This window comes from Campylobacter sp. LR264d (genome assembly GCF_008633895.1).
In the GTDB taxonomy this organism is placed as follows: domain Bacteria; phylum Campylobacterota; class Campylobacteria; order Campylobacterales; family Campylobacteraceae; genus Campylobacter_D.
Genome location: NZ_VJNT01000030.1, coordinates 81184 through 98234, shown reverse-complemented (window position 1 = coordinate 98234; position 17051 = coordinate 81184). Strand labels below are relative to the sequence as shown.

Annotated in this window: 18 protein-coding genes; 7 read left to right on the top strand and 11 right to left on the bottom strand. The window is 29.1% G+C overall.

Translation table 11 applies throughout. The features are described 5' to 3' along the window. The first annotated feature begins 186 nt into the window (after positions 1-186). Both metE and metF read left to right on the top strand, forming a co-directional pair. A complete protein-coding gene (gene metE, locus FMM56_RS06925) occupies positions 187-2457 on the top strand; it encodes a 5-methyltetrahydropteroyltriglutamate--homocysteine S-methyltransferase (protein ID WP_150208169.1) in 2271 nt (756 codons plus the stop codon). Continuing rightward, entirely contained in the window at positions 2454-3299 is an 846-nt protein-coding gene (gene metF / locus FMM56_RS06920) for a methylenetetrahydrofolate reductase [NAD(P)H] (protein WP_150208166.1), read from the top strand. Before metE ends, metF begins: the two co-directional genes overlap by 4 nt. A gap of 6 nt (positions 3300-3305) precedes the next feature. On the opposite strand, the gene FMM56_RS06915 is transcribed toward metF, so the two are convergent. From FMM56_RS06915 to FMM56_RS06905, 4 genes are read right to left on the bottom strand one after another with little or no spacing between them, the layout of a single operon-like run. Then, on the bottom strand, positions 3306-4112 hold the full coding sequence (locus FMM56_RS06915) for an adenylosuccinate lyase (protein ID WP_150206335.1): 807 nt from the start codon (positions 4110-4112) through the stop codon (positions 3306-3308). A 1-nt stretch (position 4113) separates the two neighbouring features. After that, the gene (locus FMM56_RS06910; protein ID WP_150141512.1) at positions 4114-4833 is read right to left on the bottom strand and encodes an arginyltransferase; all 720 of its coding nucleotides are present in this window, start codon (positions 4831-4833) and stop codon (positions 4114-4116) included. Continuing rightward, positions 4833-5003 carry a hypothetical protein gene (locus tag FMM56_RS08785; protein ID WP_190317964.1) on the bottom strand — a complete coding sequence of 57 codons (171 nt, stop codon included), beginning with the start codon at positions 5001-5003 and terminating at the stop codon, positions 4833-4835. The genes FMM56_RS06910 and FMM56_RS08785 overlap by 1 nt, the downstream gene beginning before the upstream one ends. Beyond that, positions 5003-6448, bottom strand: coding sequence for an acetyl-CoA carboxylase subunit A (locus tag FMM56_RS06905; protein ID WP_150206339.1), 1446 nt, complete (start codon positions 6446-6448; stop codon positions 5003-5005). Before FMM56_RS06905 ends, FMM56_RS08785 begins: the two co-directional genes overlap by 1 nt. Before the next feature lie 133 nt (positions 6449-6581). On the opposite strand from FMM56_RS06905, the gene ftsW reads away from it, so the two are divergent. Then, on the top strand, positions 6582-7745 hold the full coding sequence (gene ftsW / locus FMM56_RS06900) for a putative lipid II flippase FtsW (RefSeq protein ID WP_150141516.1): 1164 nt from the start codon (positions 6582-6584) through the stop codon (positions 7743-7745). Next, positions 7739-8749 carry an undecaprenyldiphospho-muramoylpentapeptide beta-N-acetylglucosaminyltransferase gene (gene murG, locus FMM56_RS06895; protein ID WP_150141518.1) on the top strand — a complete coding sequence of 337 codons (1011 nt, stop codon included), beginning with the start codon at positions 7739-7741 and terminating at the stop codon, positions 8747-8749. Before ftsW ends, murG begins: the two co-directional genes overlap by 7 nt. Here the strand turns inward: murG and FMM56_RS06890 are convergent. From FMM56_RS06890 to FMM56_RS06855, 7 genes are all read right to left on the bottom strand, one after another. Further along, positions 8739-8987, bottom strand: a complete 249-nt coding sequence (locus FMM56_RS06890) for a hypothetical protein (RefSeq protein WP_150141520.1) — start codon at positions 8985-8987, stop codon at positions 8739-8741. The two genes, murG and FMM56_RS06890, sit on opposite strands and share 11 nt — an antisense overlap. Further along, complete coding sequence (locus FMM56_RS06885; RefSeq protein ID WP_150151951.1) at positions 8956-9300, bottom strand: hypothetical protein; 345 nt, start codon at positions 9298-9300, stop codon at positions 8956-8958. The genes FMM56_RS06890 and FMM56_RS06885 overlap by 32 nt, the downstream gene beginning before the upstream one ends. Positions 9301-9385: 85 nt before the next feature. Beyond that, the gene (locus FMM56_RS06880; RefSeq protein WP_150208164.1) at positions 9386-9793 is read right to left on the bottom strand and encodes a DUF4878 domain-containing protein; all 408 of its coding nucleotides are present in this window, start codon (positions 9791-9793) and stop codon (positions 9386-9388) included. A gap of 211 nt (positions 9794-10004) precedes the next feature. Continuing rightward, on the bottom strand, positions 10005-10718 hold the full coding sequence (locus FMM56_RS06875; RefSeq protein WP_150208161.1) for a DUF2726 domain-containing protein: 714 nt from the start codon (positions 10716-10718) through the stop codon (positions 10005-10007). 101 nt (positions 10719-10819) lie between these two features. Beyond that, positions 10820-11251: a DUF4878 domain-containing protein gene (locus FMM56_RS06870; protein ID WP_150208159.1), complete on the bottom strand. Its 432-nt coding sequence runs from the start codon at positions 11249-11251 to the stop codon at positions 10820-10822. Between the two features lie 421 nt (positions 11252-11672). Next, complete coding sequence (gene galE, locus FMM56_RS06860; RefSeq protein WP_150208156.1) at positions 11673-12686, bottom strand: UDP-glucose 4-epimerase GalE; 1014 nt, start codon at positions 12684-12686, stop codon at positions 11673-11675. Positions 12687-12725: 39 nt separating this feature from the next. Further along, complete coding sequence (locus tag FMM56_RS06855) at positions 12726-13523, bottom strand: 3'-5' exonuclease (protein WP_150208179.1); 798 nt, start codon at positions 13521-13523, stop codon at positions 12726-12728. A 68-nt stretch (positions 13524-13591) separates the two neighbouring features. Between FMM56_RS06855 and waaC the strand changes: the two genes are divergently transcribed. The 3 genes from waaC to FMM56_RS06840 are packed head-to-tail and all read left to right on the top strand — an operon-like array spanning position 13592 to position 17016. Beyond that, positions 13592-14614 carry a lipopolysaccharide heptosyltransferase I gene (gene waaC / locus FMM56_RS06850; protein ID WP_150206343.1) on the top strand — a complete coding sequence of 341 codons (1023 nt, stop codon included), beginning with the start codon at positions 13592-13594 and terminating at the stop codon, positions 14612-14614. After that, the gene (locus FMM56_RS06845; RefSeq protein WP_190318976.1) at positions 14598-15491 is read left to right on the top strand and encodes a lipid A biosynthesis lauroyl acyltransferase; all 894 of its coding nucleotides are present in this window, start codon (positions 14598-14600) and stop codon (positions 15489-15491) included. The genes waaC and FMM56_RS06845 overlap by 17 nt, the downstream gene beginning before the upstream one ends. Next, on the top strand, positions 15478-17016 hold the full coding sequence (locus FMM56_RS06840; protein WP_150208154.1) for a glycosyltransferase family 2 protein: 1539 nt from the start codon (positions 15478-15480) through the stop codon (positions 17014-17016). The genes FMM56_RS06845 and FMM56_RS06840 overlap by 14 nt, the downstream gene beginning before the upstream one ends. Positions 17017-17051 lie beyond the last annotated feature (35 nt).

Genomic DNA, 17051 nt, shown 5'->3' with positions numbered 1-17051 from the left:
ACTTTGAAGGAGAATGTAAATGAAACTGATGTGCCAAATATATGTAATTTAGGGCACTTTTAGCTGCCTTTTGTAAAAGACAAGGAAAAGGTTGCATTTAGTTTTATTTATCTTTTGACTTTAATCACTTCTTTTCTTGTAAAAAAGTTGCTAGTTTAGCTTTATTAAATTTATTAAGGAAAAAATATGCAAAATTCGATTATATCTTACCCAAGAATAGGTGCTTTAAGAGAGCTTAAATTTGGAGTTGAAAAGTATTTTAAAAAAGAAAGTTCAGCAGGTGAGTTAAGAACTCTAGCACAAGAATTAAGATTTAAACATTTTAAAAGCTTGCAAGATGCAGGGATTGATTATATACCTTGTAATGATTTTTCATTTTATGATACCATTTTAGACGCTGCCTTTTTGTTTAACATAGTTGCAAAAAGATATAAAAGGCTTAATTTACCAAAGCTTGATGAGTATTTTGCACAGGCTAGAGGTTATCAAGGCGAACAAGGCGATGAGGTAGCATTGGCTATGAAAAAATGGTTTAATACAAATTATCATTATTTGGTACCAGAATGCGATGATGCCGAAAATATCGCCCTTGTAGGAGATAAGATTTTTAATGCTTATAAGGAGGCTAAAAAATTAGGTATAGAGGCTAGGCCTGTGATTGTTGGAATTTTTACCCTATTTAAGCTTATTAATTTTAGTGATGAAACAAATAAAGAATTAGCTAAAACTAAGCTTGTTAATGTCTATAAAGAATTGCTTAAAAAGCTAAATGATTTAGGTGTTCAGTGGATTCAATTTGACGAACCATTCTTAGTTTATGATTTAAGTAAAGATGAAATTTCACTTTTTGAAAGCTTTTATAAGGAAATTTTAGCAAGTAAAAACAATATTAAGGTTTTGATTCAAACTTATTTTGGTGATATTAGAGACATTTATGAAAACTTGCTTAAACTTGATATTGACGGCCTTGGGCTTGATTTTATCGAGGGTAAAGAAAGTTTAAATTTGGTTGAAAAATATGGTTTTTCTGATGATAAAATTCTTTTTGCAGGTGTTGTAAATGGTAAAAATATTTACAAAAATGATTATAATAAAAGCCTAAAAATCATAGAAAAACTTCAAAAAAAGGCTAAAAATATAGTTTTAAATACCTCTTGTTCTCTTTTGCATGTACCTTACAGCATTAAGTATGAAACAAAGCTTGATAAGGCTTATTTAGAACATTTTGCTTATGCTGAGGAAAAATTAATAGAACTTAAAGAATTAAAAGAAATTCTAAATTCAAAGGATGCAAATCACCCATTATTAAAGGCTAATGAAGAATTATTTAAAAAAGCTCCAAATAGAATCGATGAAAAGGTAAGGGAGAGGGTAGCAAATTTAAAGGATAGTGACTTTGTAAGATTGCCTAAATTTAAAGAAAGAATTAAAACTCAAACTGAACTTTTCAAACTTCCACTTTTACCAACCACAACAATAGGTTCTTTCCCACAAAGTGCTGATGTTAGGGCAAATAGACTTGCCTTTAAGCAACAAAAAATTTCAGATACTACCTATACTGAATTTAATCAGGCAAAAATCAAAGAATGTATTAAAATACAAGAAGAAATAGGGCTTGATGTCTTAGTTCATGGCGAATTTGAAAGAAATGATATGGTTGAGTATTTTGGAGAAAATTTGCAAGGCTTTTTATTTTCTCAAAATGGTTGGGTTCAAAGCTATGGTACAAGGTGCGTTAAACCTCCTGTTATTTGGGGTGATGTTTCTCGTAAAAAGGCCATTACTACTTCTTGGACAAAATACGCCCAAAGTCTAAGCCAAAAGATTGTAAAAGGAATGCTTACAGGTCCTGTTACTATTTTAAACTGGTCCTTTCCAAGAGAAGATATTAGCTTAAAAGAAAGTACTCAACAAATAGCATTAGCCATAAGGGATGAGGTGCTAGACCTTGAAAGCGTGGGAACTCAAATTATACAAATAGACGAGGCGGCCTTGCGTGAAAAATTGCCACTTAGAAGAAGTGATTGGCATAAGGAGTATTTAGATTGGGCCATTCCTGCCTTTAATTTAGTACATAGTGGGGTAAAAGAAAGTACTCAAATTCATACTCATATGTGTTATAGTGAATTTAGCGATATCTTAAAAGAAATTGACGCAATGGATGCCGATGTTATATCTTTTGAGGCTTCAAGATCAAATTTAAGCATATTAGATACGCTAAAAGCAGTGAATTTTCAAACACAAGTGGGGCCTGGAGTTTATGATATACATAGTCCTAGGGTTCCTAGTGTTGATGAGATAAAAAATACAATTAGAAAAATTTTAGAAAAAGTGCCACAAAATCAAGTTTGGATAAATCCTGATTGTGGTCTTAAAACAAGGGCTTATAAAGAGGTCATTGAAAGCCTTAAAAATTTAGTAAGTGCGACAATTGAGTTAAGAAAAGAATTAAAATGAGTGCTGAATTTAGCTTTTCATACGAGGTATTTCCTCCAAGAAGAGGGGATAATATCTCAAATTTAATTCAAATTTTTGATGATTTAAGTATTTTAAAGCCAAATTTTATTAGCGTTACCTTTGGGGCTGGTGGTAGTATAAACTCAAAACATACCCTAGAAGTAGCAAATTTAATACAAAATGAGTATAAAATCTCCAGTATTGTTCATTTACCTTGCATACATTCTAGCAAAGAAAAAGTAAGCCAAATTTTAAAAGAATGCCAAAGATTAGGCATAAAAAATATTTTAGCCCTAAGGGGCGATGTGTGCGAGGGACAAGAAAAAAGTAGGGATTTTTCTTATGCTAGTGATTTGGTAAAATTCATTAAAACCCAAGGGGATTTTGAAATTTATGCTGCAGCTTACCCTGAAAAACACAACGAGGCAAAGGATTTTGTACAAGATATACATAATCTTAAAATTAAAATTGACGCAGGGGTTAATAAGCTTATAACTCAAATGTTTTTTGACAATGAAGACTTTTATAAATTTAAAGAACATTGCGAAATAGCAGGTATTAAAGTGCCTATTTTAACGGGCATTATGCCAATTACAAATAAAAGACAGGTTACTAAAATTGCAAGTTTATGTGGGGCTAAAATTCCTCTTAAATTTCAAAAAATTTTAGATAAATACGAAAACAATCCCCTAGCACTTGAAGAAGCAGGAATTGCTTATGCGATAGACCAAATAGTTGATTTAATCGCAAGTGGGGTTAGTGGAATTCATCTTTATACTATGAATAAATCAAAGGCTGCGATTAAAATTTATAACACAGTTAAATATATGCTAGATAAATAAATTTGGCTAAGCATTATTTTTATAAAGTGCCTTTAAATTATCATAAGCGATTTGAATTTTTTCAAATTGTTCTCTACAATAAGCCTTTTCAATAGCACTTTTATCCTGGTGGAAATCTGGGTGATAAAGCTTTACCATAACAAGATATTTTTGCCTTATCTCGCTTAAATCATTTTGTGGGGTACACTCTAAGATGTTAAAATAATTATTAAAAAGCTTTGCTAGGGCGTTAAATTTCCATTTCATATTTTCTTTTTTGTGGATATTATCCCTAAAATCCTTATATTCTTTGCTATCTATGCAAAAATCAACACAATACTTTAAATGCTCACTCTCATCAGCAAAGGCTTCAAAAAGTTCAAAGGTAATTTCATCATTATATCTTAACATTGCTATCTTAGTGCTTTCATCGTATTCTACAAGGTGATTTTTAAAATAATTTCTCATATAGGTTAGAAAAATTTTTTCATTAGAACTTAGTTTCATTAAAATATTTTGTTGTGCAAAACTTACCTTAATAAAAAGCATAGGTTTTAGCATATTTTCTTGCTTGAAATTTAATTTAAAGGTCTTTAGGTGAGCATCGTTTAAATTTTCTATGTTTTCATTAGAAAGTTTTTTAAATTTTTGATTTAAAAGCTTTAAAAAATACCTTCTTTGTGGAATTTCACTCTCATCAAAGAAAGAAAAAATTTTATCCTTTCTACCCACAACCTTGCTAAAATTTTTAATAATCAAATCCTTAAAATAATGAAATAAAGATATGTCATCTGTATTGACATTTAGAGATTCTAAGGTTTGTACTATCTGCATTTTAACTCTCCCATAGAAAAACTTTTTCATCCAGTGAAAAAGTTCCTTTTAAAATTTCATTTGGTGTATAATCGGCTTTATAAGATAAAGATTGACAATTTTTTACATAATATCCTAAATATATGTAATCAAGTTTGTTAATTTTAGCTAATTTAAGCTCATATAATAAAGAAAGTTTACCTAAACTTAAATGCGAAAAATCAGGGTCATAAAAACAATAAATACTTGAAATACTATCTTCTAAAATATCTATAAAATCCACACATACAAGCTTTTCATCTATATAAAAATCAAGTTCAAAGCCAAAATTTAAAGAATTTGCTATATATAAATTATAATATTTTTCAAAATTTATAAGACCTTCTTTCCAGCCCCTTTTTTCACGCATTATTGTATGATATTTATCGTATAAAAAAATGTGTTCGTTTGTAAGTTTTGGTTTTCTAAGTATGAATTTAGTTTTTTCATTTTTCCTTAAAACCCTTTTTTGGCTTTTACTAAATTCAAAATTTTTTACATTTATCCTTAAATTTAAACACTCTTTGCAATCCTTGCAAATTGGCCTTGAAAAATAATATCCAAATCTTCTCCAGCCCCTTTTTACAAGTTCTAAATTCAATTTTTTAGAACAACCCACAATACACTTAAATTCCATTCTTGATTTTTTATCTGCTAAATAAGGGCACTCATCTTCCAAGCTACAAAAATCAATACTAAGCATTAAATTTTCTTAATATCTTCACTAGCTATAAATTCGCTAAATTCATCTCTTAGTTTTTTTTCCTTTAAAAAAATTTGTTTTAATTCATCTTCGTTATCAGACTTTTCTTCTTTTTTAACATCATTTTGCATTTGTTTTTTTATGTCTTTTAAGCTATCTAAAAAGTCCATTATTGCCTACTTTCTCTAATCTTTTTCAAGGTCGCTGCAATGGCTGCGATAACTTCTTCTTTATTATCTTGGTGCCTGTCTTCTGTATTTTCTAAAAGTTCTTGCATATGAGTTTCTATAAAAGAGGTATCAAAATAACCTCTTCTAAATTCTCTCATTTTACAAATAGCTATTAAAAAAGGAATTGTGGTTCTAATATCATCTATAACAAATTCTTTCAATGCCCTTTCTAGCTTATTTACTGCCAAATCGTAACTAGTTGCTTTGATAATTAATTTTGCAAGTAAAGAATCATAAAAAGGAGGCACAGCATAATCTTTATAAATATGACTATCCACGCGTACAGAAGGTCCTAAAGCAGGGTAGTACTCGCCTATCTTACCTGGGCTTGGAAGGAAATTTTTCCATACATTTTCAGCTGTAATTCTAGCCTCTATAGCAAAGCCTCTTGGCTTAATATCGCTTTGTTCAAGGTCTAAAATTTCACCCCCTGCAATGCGAATTTGGCGAACTATTAAGTCAACCCCTGTAATTTCTTCGGTTACCGGGTGTTCAACTTGAATTCTTGTATTCATTTCCATAAAATAAAAGCGATTATAATCATCTAGTAAAAACTCAACCGTTCCTGCATTTGTATAGCCAACCGCCTTAGCTGCAGCAACTGCTGTAACGCCTATTGTCTTTCTTAAATGTTCAGAAATTCCAGGACAAGGGGCAATCTCAATTACCTTTTGATGCCTTCTTTGTATAGAACAATCCCTTTCACAAAGGTGGATTATATTGCCATAATTATCGCCTATTATTTGAAATTCAATATGTCTAGGGTTAACCACATATTTTTCCATAAAAACTTCATCATTATTAAAATAAGTCAAAGCTTCTCTTTTGCAAGCTTCCAAGGAATTTTCAAGTTCTTCTGGCTTATAAACTACGCGTATGCCACGCCCTCCACCTCCTCCACTTGCCTTTAAAATAACAGGATAGCCTATTTTTTCTGCAAAGCCTTTTATATCAGCTAGGGTATGAGAATTTAGCTTTTCAGTACCAGGCACTATAGGAATTCCATTTTTTGACATTAAATTTCTTGCTATGTTTTTGTTACCCATTTTATGAATTACTTCTGATTTTGGTCCTATGAAAATGATACCTGCATCCTCACAAGACTTAGCAAATTCGTAATTTTCACTCAAAAAACCATATCCAGGATGTATTGCATCAGCCCCACAAGCTTTAGCAATTTCTACTATTCTATTTACATCTAAGTATCCTCTAATGGCATCAGTTCCTATTCTATAAGCTTCATCAGCTATTTTAACATGTAAGCATTCTCTATCAGGTTCAGTAAAAACAGCAACGCTTTTTATATGTAAATCTCTACATGCCCTAATTACCCTAACGGCAATCTCAGCACGATTTGCAATTAAAATTTTGTGAATATGTATCATAAAGCAACCTTAAAAAATTTTCATTAATTTTAGCAAAACTAAGTTTAAATTCTTTGTAAAAAGATAATTTTTATAAAAAAGCATAAACTCATTTTAGCTATAATTGAAATTTATAATTTAAACAAGGTCTTTAATGTGTGCAGATAAAAAATTGTTTTATTCTAGTTCTGTTTTAATCACCATAGGCATAATTTTTTCTTACTCGCTAAGTTCTTTTGCCGTGTTATATTTTGAATATGATGACTTTCATTTTTTTATAAGACAACTTTTTTTTGGTTTAAGTGGAATTTTAATAATGTTTCTACTTTCGCAACTTAACCCCGATAGCCCTTATGCAAATAAATTTATTATATTTGTGCTTTTAATATCCTTTATAAGCATTATAATCTTACCTTTTTTGCCAACCTCACTAGCTACTGCAAGTGGAGGGGCAAAAAGGTGGATAAGGCTTGGGCCCATATCTGTTTCTCCTGTTGAGTTTTTTAAAATAGGCTTGATATATTTTTTAGCCTGGTCTTATACAAGAAGAATTAACGATGATAAAAAGGCTATTAAAAACGAAATTTTAATACTGCTTCCCTATTTAATCGTATCTACTTTGATTATTGGTTATATTTATTTTACGCAAAATGATTTAGGACAAAGTATTATTTCTTTATTTTTAGTGTTTTCCCTAGCTTTTTTTGCAGGTACAAGTAAAAGGCTTTTTGCCCTTGGTGGTGTCTTTGTGTTTATCATAGGGCTTATGGTAATTTTTAGCAATCAAAGAAGAATAGAGCGTATAAAAAGTTGGTGGGGCAATATTCAAGATGCCTTTTTACCTATCTTTCCTGAGTGGATGAGTGTAGCTTTAAAGGTAAGTGAAAAAAATGAACCCTATCAAATTTCTCACTCCTTAAACGCTATTGCACATGGAGGCTTTTTTGGAGAAGGCCTTGGACTTGGTACCTTTAAATTAGGCTTTTTAAGCGAGGTGCATACCGATTTTGTTTTATCAGGTATTACCGAAGAAATAGGGCTTGTAGGGCTTGGCTTTATTTGTGTTTTATATCTTTATATGATTTTAAGAATTTTACGCATTGCGGGTCGTTGTGAAAAAAAAGAACATTTTATATTTTGTTCAGGCATTGCCTTGCTGCTTTTATTTTCTTTTTTTATGAATGCCTTTGGCGTTATCTCACTAACACCTTTAAAGGGCGTTGCTGTACCACTTTTAAGCTATGGAGGTAGTTCGATGTGGGCTATTTGTATAGGGCTTGGGTATGTGTTAATGATTTCAAAAAAGGTTAAATTATGATAGTTTTAACAGGTGGTGGCACTGGTGGTCACCTTGCTATAGTTCGTGCACTACTTGAAAGTGCAACAAAAAAGGGTATTGAGTGCATTTATATAGGAAGTGAAAATGGGCAGGATAAGGCTTGGTTTGAAAATGAAAACAAATTTAAAGCTAAGTATTTTTTAAGTTCAAGTGGGGTTGTAAATAAGGCTAAATTTGGTAAATTTAGTGCTTTTTTTCACATAATAAAACTTGCCTTTGAGTGTAAGAAAATTTTTAAAAAATATGATATTAAGGCTGTTTTTAGCGTAGGAGGTTATAGTGCAGCCCCTGCTTCTTTTGGGGCTTTATTTAGTAAAATTCCTCTTTTTATACACGAACAAAATTCAAAAAGTGGGTCTTTAAATATGCTTTTAAAACCTTTTGCTAAGGGCTTTTATTCTGCTTTTATTAAAAATCCTTGTCCTTATCCTGTGAGTGATAAATTTTTTGATAATGCAAGAATTAGAAAAAAACTTGAAAGTATCATTTTTTTAGGTGGTTCTCAAGGGGCGAGTTTTATTAATGAATTAGCTCTCAATTTAGCCCCCGTTTTAAATGAAAAGGGCATTAAAATCATTCATCAATGTGGAAAAAATGATCTTGAAAAATGTAAAAAGGCTTATGAAAATTTAGGAATTAGTGCTGATATTTTTGACTTTGATAAGAATTTGTGTTTAAAAATGGCTAAGGCTGATTTAGCTATTTCAAGAGCAGGAGCTAGCACACTTTTTGAACTTTGTGCAAATGCCTTACCTTGCATATTTATCCCCTATCCACATGCTACAAAAAATCATCAATTTTTTAACGCCCTTTTTTTATATAATCAAAACTTATGCGATCTTTTTATGCAAAATACACTAAGTAATGAAAATGTCTTAAAAAGCATATTTAGGCTAAATTTAGAATTTATAAGTTCTAAGCTTTCAAATGTGACTCAAAAAAACGGGGCTGATATCTTGCTTTATAGGGCGCTTAATCTTTAAATTTATATATCAAAACGCTATTATTATCATCATAAGATGCTTTTGGATATAGGTATTTTCCACGAAAAATTAGAAGTTGTACATGTGAATAATTTAAATCAAAATTTAAAAATGGCTTTATGGCCTTTTCAAGCAAGGTAGTACAATACAAATTATCCTCATCGCTACTTAAAACAAATTCCTTTCCAATCTCATTTTTTAAATTTTTAACAAGTTCTTCTTTTTGTACGTGGGTCAAATTTAATCTTTTTTATAGCTATGTTTTTTGAAAGTTTTAAAAAATCTTCAAGGCTTATAATTTCAACTTTATTTAAGTCTTTATCCTCGTAATCAGCACTTGCGTGAAGTATCATTATAGGGCTTGTTTTAACAATAATTCCTATATGATAAAAAGGACTTTGGCTAAGTTGTTGTATAATTAGGCTATCAGCCCCAATGCCTTGTCTAAAAATCAAATCTGCTATTTGTAACTTTGGAAAATCCTTTAAATCTTGTATTTTTAAGCCATTATTTTCAGTATTTTTAAAGGGTTTAAAAAAGATAATTATCAATAAAAAAGATATTAAGCATAAAATTAAAAATAATTTTTTCTTCATTTGAGTTTAAATTTTTAAGCATATAAAGGCTTAAAAATTTTTAGTTAAGTTGAATTTTCCAGCCATCTTTTGCTTTGCGAAGTCTAAAATTATCATCGCTACTTTTGCCATCTTTAAAATTCGTTCTAGCCTTTACCTTTGCAGTATCACCTTCTATTTTTTCTTCTAAAATTTCTACTGATTTAAGACCTCCATGACTAGCTGTCATATTTTGTACGCGTCCTGCTAACATTTGCATTTTACCTATTGATGCTTCTTTTTTTCCTTCTTTTTTAAACTCTTCTTTCATTTCTTCTTTTGATAAAAGATTAGATAGCATTTTTTCTGTTTTGTTATTAAAGGCATTATTAGTAAAATCTTTTACAACATCGCCTGGACTATCACTGCTACAAGCCACAAAACTAGCTAAAATAAGGGCTAATATACCCAACTTAAACATTTTTAACATTTTTTCTCATTTTTGTTAAATTTCAATTTTTTCATCAAAATAATTTTGTAATTTTTCTTTTAGTTCATTTTCTAATTTTGTACATTGTTTTTCTAATTCTTTATACTTGTCTATATGATTAGACTCGCTCATTTTTATCCCTTTAAATCAAATACAAAATTATATTTTTTTTTAATTTTTTTGAAATTTAGGTATTTTGAAAAATAATAACTTAAAAAACTTCTTTCAAACCCTTTTTTAAAGCCTTGTTTAGCTTATCTTTTGAAAGTTCGCCTTTTTCATTTTGCAAATTTGCAAAGTCTAAAATTATGAGTTTTACACCTGCCTTTTTTAAAAGCATTTTTTTAAGTTTATCTGTGTATTGTTTATGAATTCTTAAATCATCATCTGTAGTATAGTGATTATTATCAAAGTATTCTATCACGCAAAGTGGTTTTGAATGTTCGCTACAAGCTATTAAAAAATCAACAAATTTTCCACTCATTGCAAAACAAGCCCTATTTTTATGCTCTAAAATAGCCGATAAAGAAATTTGCGGATAAACACTAGCACTATGTTTATTTGCTATCTTGCAAAGTGCTTTGTAAATCTCCTTTTCTTGTTTGTTAAAGATATTTTTCTTTGTGCTTATCTCATCTTTTTTTATACTTTCTTCAAAACATAAATGACGCAAAAAATTAATAGTTTTATATCTTTCATCATCTGTTTTTTTAAGCAAATTTGCAACCAGGGCATCTTTGCTAAAACTAATTTCTTGTAAAAACTCATTAAGTAGATTAAATTCTAACATATCCTTTATAAGTTCATTTATCTCAACCCTTATTTTGTTTTCTTTTTCGTTTGATTTTAATAATTTTTTTAAATGCAAACATTCTTCTTTTAAAAGCTCATTTTCAGCACGAAGTCTTTGAATTTCCTTATCCATATTTTAATCCTTTATAAACTTTCTTATATTTTATCAAAAATTTTATTTTAATGCTTTAAATTTAAATTATTTTAAGCTTTTTGAAACGATTTTACACAAAATTAAAGGCTAGAATTTTGGTCCATTTTTACTTTCCAATTGCCCTTAATCTTTTTAAGCCTTATAGTTTGAACGTTTGAAGTTTCTCTTCTTAGTTCTATTTTAAGTATAACCTTAGCTTCATCTTCTTTTATTTCTTCATCTATTAATTCTATAAGATTAATCTCAGTATATCCATTTAGTAGTTTTCTATCGCTTATTTTATCTATATCTTGTTTTAAATCAGTTTTAATATAATCTTTGTCTTGTAATCTTTCTTCATCTAAATCAATTAAATCAATCATTTGTTTATAATTTTTATTTGAAGAGGCTATTATAAAATCTTGTGCTACCACATTTGGACTAGTTATATTATTATTTGAAATACTAGTATCTTCCTTGCTACAAGCTATAAAAATAACTATTATAAGTGCTAAAAAACTTAATCTAAACATTTTTTTTATTATAACCTTAAACCCCAATGGTTTAAGCTTTATTTATTCATGTTAATTTTCCAACCATTCTTTGTTTTATGAAGAGTGTAACTTTCATCACCACTACTATCATCTTTAAAAATTACTCTAACTTTTACCACAGCAGTATCAGTTTCACTATATATTTTTTCATCTAAAATTTCTATTGATTTAAAACCACCTTTTTTCTCAATTTCTTTTTTAATCTATCCTGCCATCATTGACATTTTACCTATAAATACTTCCTTAGTACTTGTTTTTTGCAATTCTTCTTCTGGTATATAAATGTGAGAAAACATTTTTTCCACATTGCCACTAAAAGAATCCTTAGTAAAATTTTCTACAACCTTACCTGGACCATCACTGCATAAAGCACATTAAAATAAGAGCTAAAAAACTTAACTTAAACATTTTTAACATTTTTTTCCTTTATTAGTTTTAATTCCCATTCATAAGCACTTTTACAAATGAGTTTTAAGTCATCAAATTTTGGCTTCCAAGAGGTTTTTTCTTTGATTTTATTTGCATTTGATATAAGAATGCTAGGGTCTCCTGGTCTTCTTTGTGAAATTTCAACCTTAAAATCAACCCCACTAACCATTTTCATAGTTTCAATCACCTCTTTTACGCTAAATCCATGGCCATAACCCACATTAAAAACTGAACTTTCATTATTTTGCAAATACTCAAGTCCTGCTAAATGAGCACTTGAAATATCATCTACATGTATGTAATCTCTTATACAAGTTCCATCCCTTGTATTATAATCATCCCCAAAGATAAAAATTTTATCTCTCTTACCTGCAGCACATTCAGCAGCTACCTTTATTAAAAGCGTAGCCTTGTCGTAGCGTTGACCTATATCAAAGTCCATACAAGCACCAGCCACATTAAAATATCTTAAAATACAATGCTTAAATTCTGGTTTTGCTTTGCTTGCATCCCTTAAAATCTCTTCACTCATTAATTTTGAACGACCATAAGGATTTATAGGCTGTAAAGTACTTGTTTCGCTAACAATCTCAGTTTTTGGCTCTCCATAAGTAGCTGCAGTAGATGAAAAGATAAAATTATTTACATTTTCTTCTAGACAAGAATGTATTAAATTTGTAGTGTTTATAGTGTTATTCATATAGTATTTTAAAGGATTTTGCATGCTTTCAAAGACCTCTATACTTGCTGCAAAATGAACCACTGCGTCAAATTTTTCTTTCTTAAAAAGTTCTTTTACACCCTTAAAATCGCTTAAATCTTGTTTTATAAAGTTAAAATTTCTTAATTTTTGTAAATCATTAATAGCTATACTTGAACCCTTGCTAAGATTATCAAGCACGAAAAGTTCGTGTTTTGTATTTAAAAACTGTCTTAGGGTATGAGAGCCTATATAACCAGCCCCACCTGTAATTAAAATTTTCATTTTTTATCCTTTTTTGTTATTTTAAAATAAATTTTTAAATTAGGTCTTAATCCTTTCTATCTCATTCTCACAAGCCTTAACAAAAATTTCCGTATAGCCCCTTTCTTTTTTATTTTTTTGCAAATATTCACTCATTTTAAAAAGATAATTCATATAATCTTCTTCATTTACATAACCCTTGATAAATTCATATTTTAAAAAAAGCATGTAAGTATTTAGTGTATCGCTTTCACAATATTCATTTATCTTATCAAGTTTGTTGTTATAGTAAAGTTCCATTACCTTATCGCCACTTATATCGTATTTTCCAGGTAAATTTGCCATAGAACAAATAGAATCAAGTGTCATTCGTCCACTACTATTAAAATTGCTTAAAATTTCTAATAAATCACAATGCTTATTTTCTGCATATTTTGTTCTATAATTATTCCATTTTTCGCTAGTATCAAGGTAAGCATGTGCCTTTACATTGTATTTTAATGCCCTTAAAATAAGCACGGGCATATCAAAACCCTTCCCATTAAAGCTAACAAGGCGAGGCCTACGTTTATTAACAAAGTGAAAAAAATTCTTTACCATTTCTTCTTCATTTTCCCCATTTATGTTATCAACCTTGATAAAACGACCAAATTTATCACATATTACCGCACAAATGCTTACTATTTTATGAAAGGGAATGGGTAAAAACTCACTGCCTGTTTTTTCTTTTTGCACACTTTGAGCCATTTGGCTAATTTCTAAATCATCACCATCAAAGCCATAAATTTTTTTAATAAGCGTTGTATCAGGGATTGTCTCACAATCAAAAACGCAAATATATTCTATATTGTTTTGCATCATTCATTACCCTTTTTTTAAAAAAATTTGTTAAAATCATAGCAAAAAATTATAAAAATTAGGTATGCATGAAAATAGCAATAGTTCGTTTATCTGCACTTGGTGATATTATCCAAAGTGCTATCGTTTTGCATTTTATTAAAAAAAATAATCCAAATATAAAAATTCATTGGTTTATTGATGAAAAATTTAAAGAAATTTTAGAAAATCACCCCTTGATTGATAAATTATACGCCCTGCCTTTAAAGGATAAAAAAATTTTTAAAAGCTTTAAGATTTTATTTAATGCTAGGAAAAATAAATACAATAGCGTTTTAGATTTGCAAGGTCTTATAAAATCAGCCCTTGTTTCAAGGATTTTAAGTCGCAATAGTTTTGGCTTTGATGCAAAAAGCTTAAAAGAAAGTCTAGCCCATAGCTTTTATAATCAAAAATTAAATTTATCTTATAGTGAAAATGTCTATGTAAGATACCTAAGCCTTGTTGCCTTTGCTTTAAATGCTGATTTTGAGCCAAAAAATATCATTTTTAAACAAAGCGTTTTTGAAGCAGATGAGAGTATCAAAGAAAGATTAGCTAAGAATTTAAATTTGAGTCAAAAAAATATCTTAATTCATGTGGGTTCTAGCGTTGAAAATAAAATTTACCCAAAAGAAAATTTAGCTAGACTTTGTACTTTGCTTTGCGATGATAAAAATATAAAAATTTGGCTTTGTCATGGAAGTGAAAAAGAACTTAATTTTAGCAAGGAAGTTTTAAAGTTAAGTATGCTTAATGGACAAATTGAAATTTTGCCAAGATTAAATTTGAAAGAATTAATAGCCCTAACTAGATTAGTAAGCTTAGTAATAGGAAATGACAGCGGTCCAACTCATTTGGCCTTTGCTATGAATAAGCCCTCAATTACCATTTTTGGACCAACGCCAAGTGCAAGAAATTTTTTTAAAACTCATATTAATAAAAGCATAAATGCTGGAAAAAAGGATATTGATGCATATCATATCGATAAAAATGATAATTGCATAGAAAACATAAACGAAAAAGATATTTATGACTTAGCTAAGGAAATTTTATATGACAATGATAGATAGGCTTTATTTAGGCACTTATTATGTGCTTAAAATTATAGTTAGCATTTTGCCAAATTTCATACTAAAATTTCTAGCTTATTTTGTTGCAAAAGTGGTATTTTTGCTTGATAAAAAGCACAGACGCATAATTGATATAAATCTTAGAATTTGTTTTAAGGATTTAAGCAAAAAAGCAAGAAACAAACTTTCTTTTAAAATTTATAATAATTTTGCAAATTTTGGTATAGATTGTTTGCAAAATCAAAACACTACAAAGGAAAAAGTATTAAAAAAAGTAGTTTTTGATGATGAAGAAAGCATTAAAAAGGCGTTAAATTCAAAAAGACCACTCATTTTAACAACAGCCCATTATGGAAATTGGGAGCTTGGTTCTTTAGCCTTTGCAGTAAATTTTGGTCCTATTTCAGTAGTTAGCAGGGGACTTGATAGTAAGGTTATGGATAAAATTTTAAGTAAAAATAGAATTCAGTTTGGCATAGAATTAATAGATAAAAAAAGTGGCACAAGCGTTAAACAAATGCTAAAAGCCTTGAAAAATAATAGAATGTTAGCCCTTTTAACAGACCAGCAATCTTCACACACCGAGGGCTTACAAATAAAATTTTTTGGCCAAGAAGTAAATTTTTTCATGGCAGCTAGTGTTATAGCTAAGAAAACAAATGCCTTAATGATTGCTTGTTTTATATATCAAAAAGATAATAAATATCATATAAAAAGCTTTGAGACTATGGATAGTACAAATCATAATATAGAAGAATTAACTCTTTATCAAGCAAGGTGTTGTGAAGAAATGATTAAATTTAAGCCTGATGAGTATTTTTTCTTTCATAGGAGATTTGATAAAAAACTTTACGAGAGAGACAATGAATTTAAGTAAAATTTCAGTTTGCATGATAGTAAAAAATGCCCAAAACCATATTTTAAGGTGTTTAAATTCGGTTAAGGAATTTGGTGAGATTGTAATAGTTGATAATCAAAGCGATGATAAAACCATAGAACTTATAGAAGAATTTAGACAAAATTATAAGAATTTACAACTTTTTTCAAGCGAATTTATAGGCTTTGGCCCCTTAAAAAACTTAGCCATTTCAAAGGCTAAAAATGAGTGGATTTTTTTAATTGATAGTGATGAGATACTTGAAAGTTTAGACGAGCTTAAAAACATAAATTTAAATATAAATTCTATTGTAGCCTTGCCTAGAAAAAATCTTTATAAAAATGAGTGGATAAAGGCTTGTGGGTGGGATCCTGATTTTGTATTTAGAATTTTTAATAAAAATTTTAGCAAATTTAATGATAATTTAGTGCATGAAAGCCTTATTTTACCAAAAGAAACGCAAAAAATTTATCTTAAAACTTCCCTTATTCACTATGCTTTTAATGATATTTCACATTTGATTACTAAAATGCAAAAGTACTCAACCCTATGGGCGCAGCAAAATTTACATAAAAAATCAACTCCTATAAAGGCTTTAAATCATGGTGCTTTTACCTTTTTTAAGCATTATTTTTTAAAAAAGGGAATTTGCTATGGCTATAAGGGTTTTATAATCTCATTTTGTAATGCACTGGGAGGGGTGTTTAAATACATGAAAGCCTTTGAATTAAGCATTCCTAAAACCTCTCTTATAATCACTACTTACAATCAAAAAGAAAGATTAAATTTAGTTTTAAACTCTGTAAAAAATTTAACACCTTCCCCCAATGAAGTAATAATCGCAGATGATGGAAGCAAGGAAGATACAAAAGAACTTATAAATAAATTTATGCTAGATTTTTCTTGTCCTTTAAAGCATGTATGGCAAGAAGATAAGGGATTTCGTGCAGCTAAAAGTAGAAATTTAGCCATAAAAGCAGCAAAAAATGAATATATAATTTTAATCGATGGGGATATGATTTTAGAAAAAAAATTTATAAAAGACCATTTAGCATTTGCACAAAAGGGCGTTTTGTTGCAAGGTTCTAGGATTATTTTAAATGAAAATGAAAGCGATAAAATTTTAAAAACAAATGATTTTACTTTGGCTTTTAAGCACAAGGATATAAAGGCTTTAAGAAGTAAAATACTTGCCTTTTTTATGTATAAATTTTCAAAAACTAAGGCTAATTTTTTTGATAAAAAAGAGATTGTTAGAGGTAGTAAGACTTGCAATATGAGCTTTTTTAAGGCCGATTTTAACGCAATTGATGGTTTTAATGAAAATTTTGAGGGCTGGGGCAGGGAAGATAGTGAATTTGTGGCAAGATTTTTATTTAATGGTGGATTTTTTCATAGGCTTAAATTTTATGCCATTGCTTATCATATTTATCACCTTGAAAATGATAAAAATATGTTAGATAAAAATCATCAACTTTACCTAGATACCATTAAAAATCGTAAAATTTTTTGGAAAAAAGTATAAATTTAGTCTTTATTTAAAAAGTACTTATATAATTT

Bases quoted from the DNA above. Each gene is read 5' to 3' on its own strand.
- waaC (WP_150206343.1), top strand. From the start codon at position 13,592: ATGAAAATAGCAATAGTTCGTTTATCTGCACTTGGTGATATTATCCAA.
- FMM56_RS06870 (WP_150208159.1), bottom strand. From the start codon at position 11,251: ATGTTTAGATTAAGTTTTTTAGCACTTATAATAGTTATTTTTATAGCT.
- metE (WP_150208169.1), top strand. From the start codon at position 187: ATGCAAAATTCGATTATATCTTACCCAAGAATAGGTGCTTTAAGAGAG.
- FMM56_RS08785 (WP_190317964.1), bottom strand. From the start codon at position 5,003: ATGGACTTTTTAGATAGCTTAAAAGACATAAAAAAACAAATGCAAAAT.
- FMM56_RS06915 (WP_150206335.1), bottom strand. From the start codon at position 4,112: ATGCAGATAGTACAAACCTTAGAATCTCTAAATGTCAATACAGATGAC.
- FMM56_RS06840 (WP_150208154.1), top strand. From the start codon at position 15,478: ATGAATTTAAGTAAAATTTCAGTTTGCATGATAGTAAAAAATGCCCAA.
- FMM56_RS06905 (WP_150206339.1), bottom strand. From the start codon at position 6,448: ATGATACATATTCACAAAATTTTAATTGCAAATCGTGCTGAGATTGCC.
- galE (WP_150208156.1), bottom strand. From the start codon at position 12,686: ATGAAAATTTTAATTACAGGTGGGGCTGGTTATATAGGCTCTCATACC.
- FMM56_RS06880 (WP_150208164.1), bottom strand. From the start codon at position 9,793: ATGTTAAAAATGTTTAAGTTGGGTATATTAGCCCTTATTTTAGCTAGT.
- metF (WP_150208166.1), top strand. From the start codon at position 2,454: ATGAGTGCTGAATTTAGCTTTTCATACGAGGTATTTCCTCCAAGAAGA.
- FMM56_RS06855 (WP_150208179.1), bottom strand. From the start codon at position 13,523: ATGCAAAACAATATAGAATATATTTGCGTTTTTGATTGTGAGACAATC.
- FMM56_RS06875 (WP_150208161.1), bottom strand. From the start codon at position 10,718: ATGGATAAGGAAATTCAAAGACTTCGTGCTGAAAATGAGCTTTTAAAA.
- ftsW (WP_150141516.1), top strand. From the start codon at position 6,582: ATGTGTGCAGATAAAAAATTGTTTTATTCTAGTTCTGTTTTAATCACC.
- FMM56_RS06845 (WP_190318976.1), top strand. From the start codon at position 14,598: ATGACAATGATAGATAGGCTTTATTTAGGCACTTATTATGTGCTTAAA.
- FMM56_RS06910 (WP_150141512.1), bottom strand. From the start codon at position 4,833: ATGCTTAGTATTGATTTTTGTAGCTTGGAAGATGAGTGCCCTTATTTA.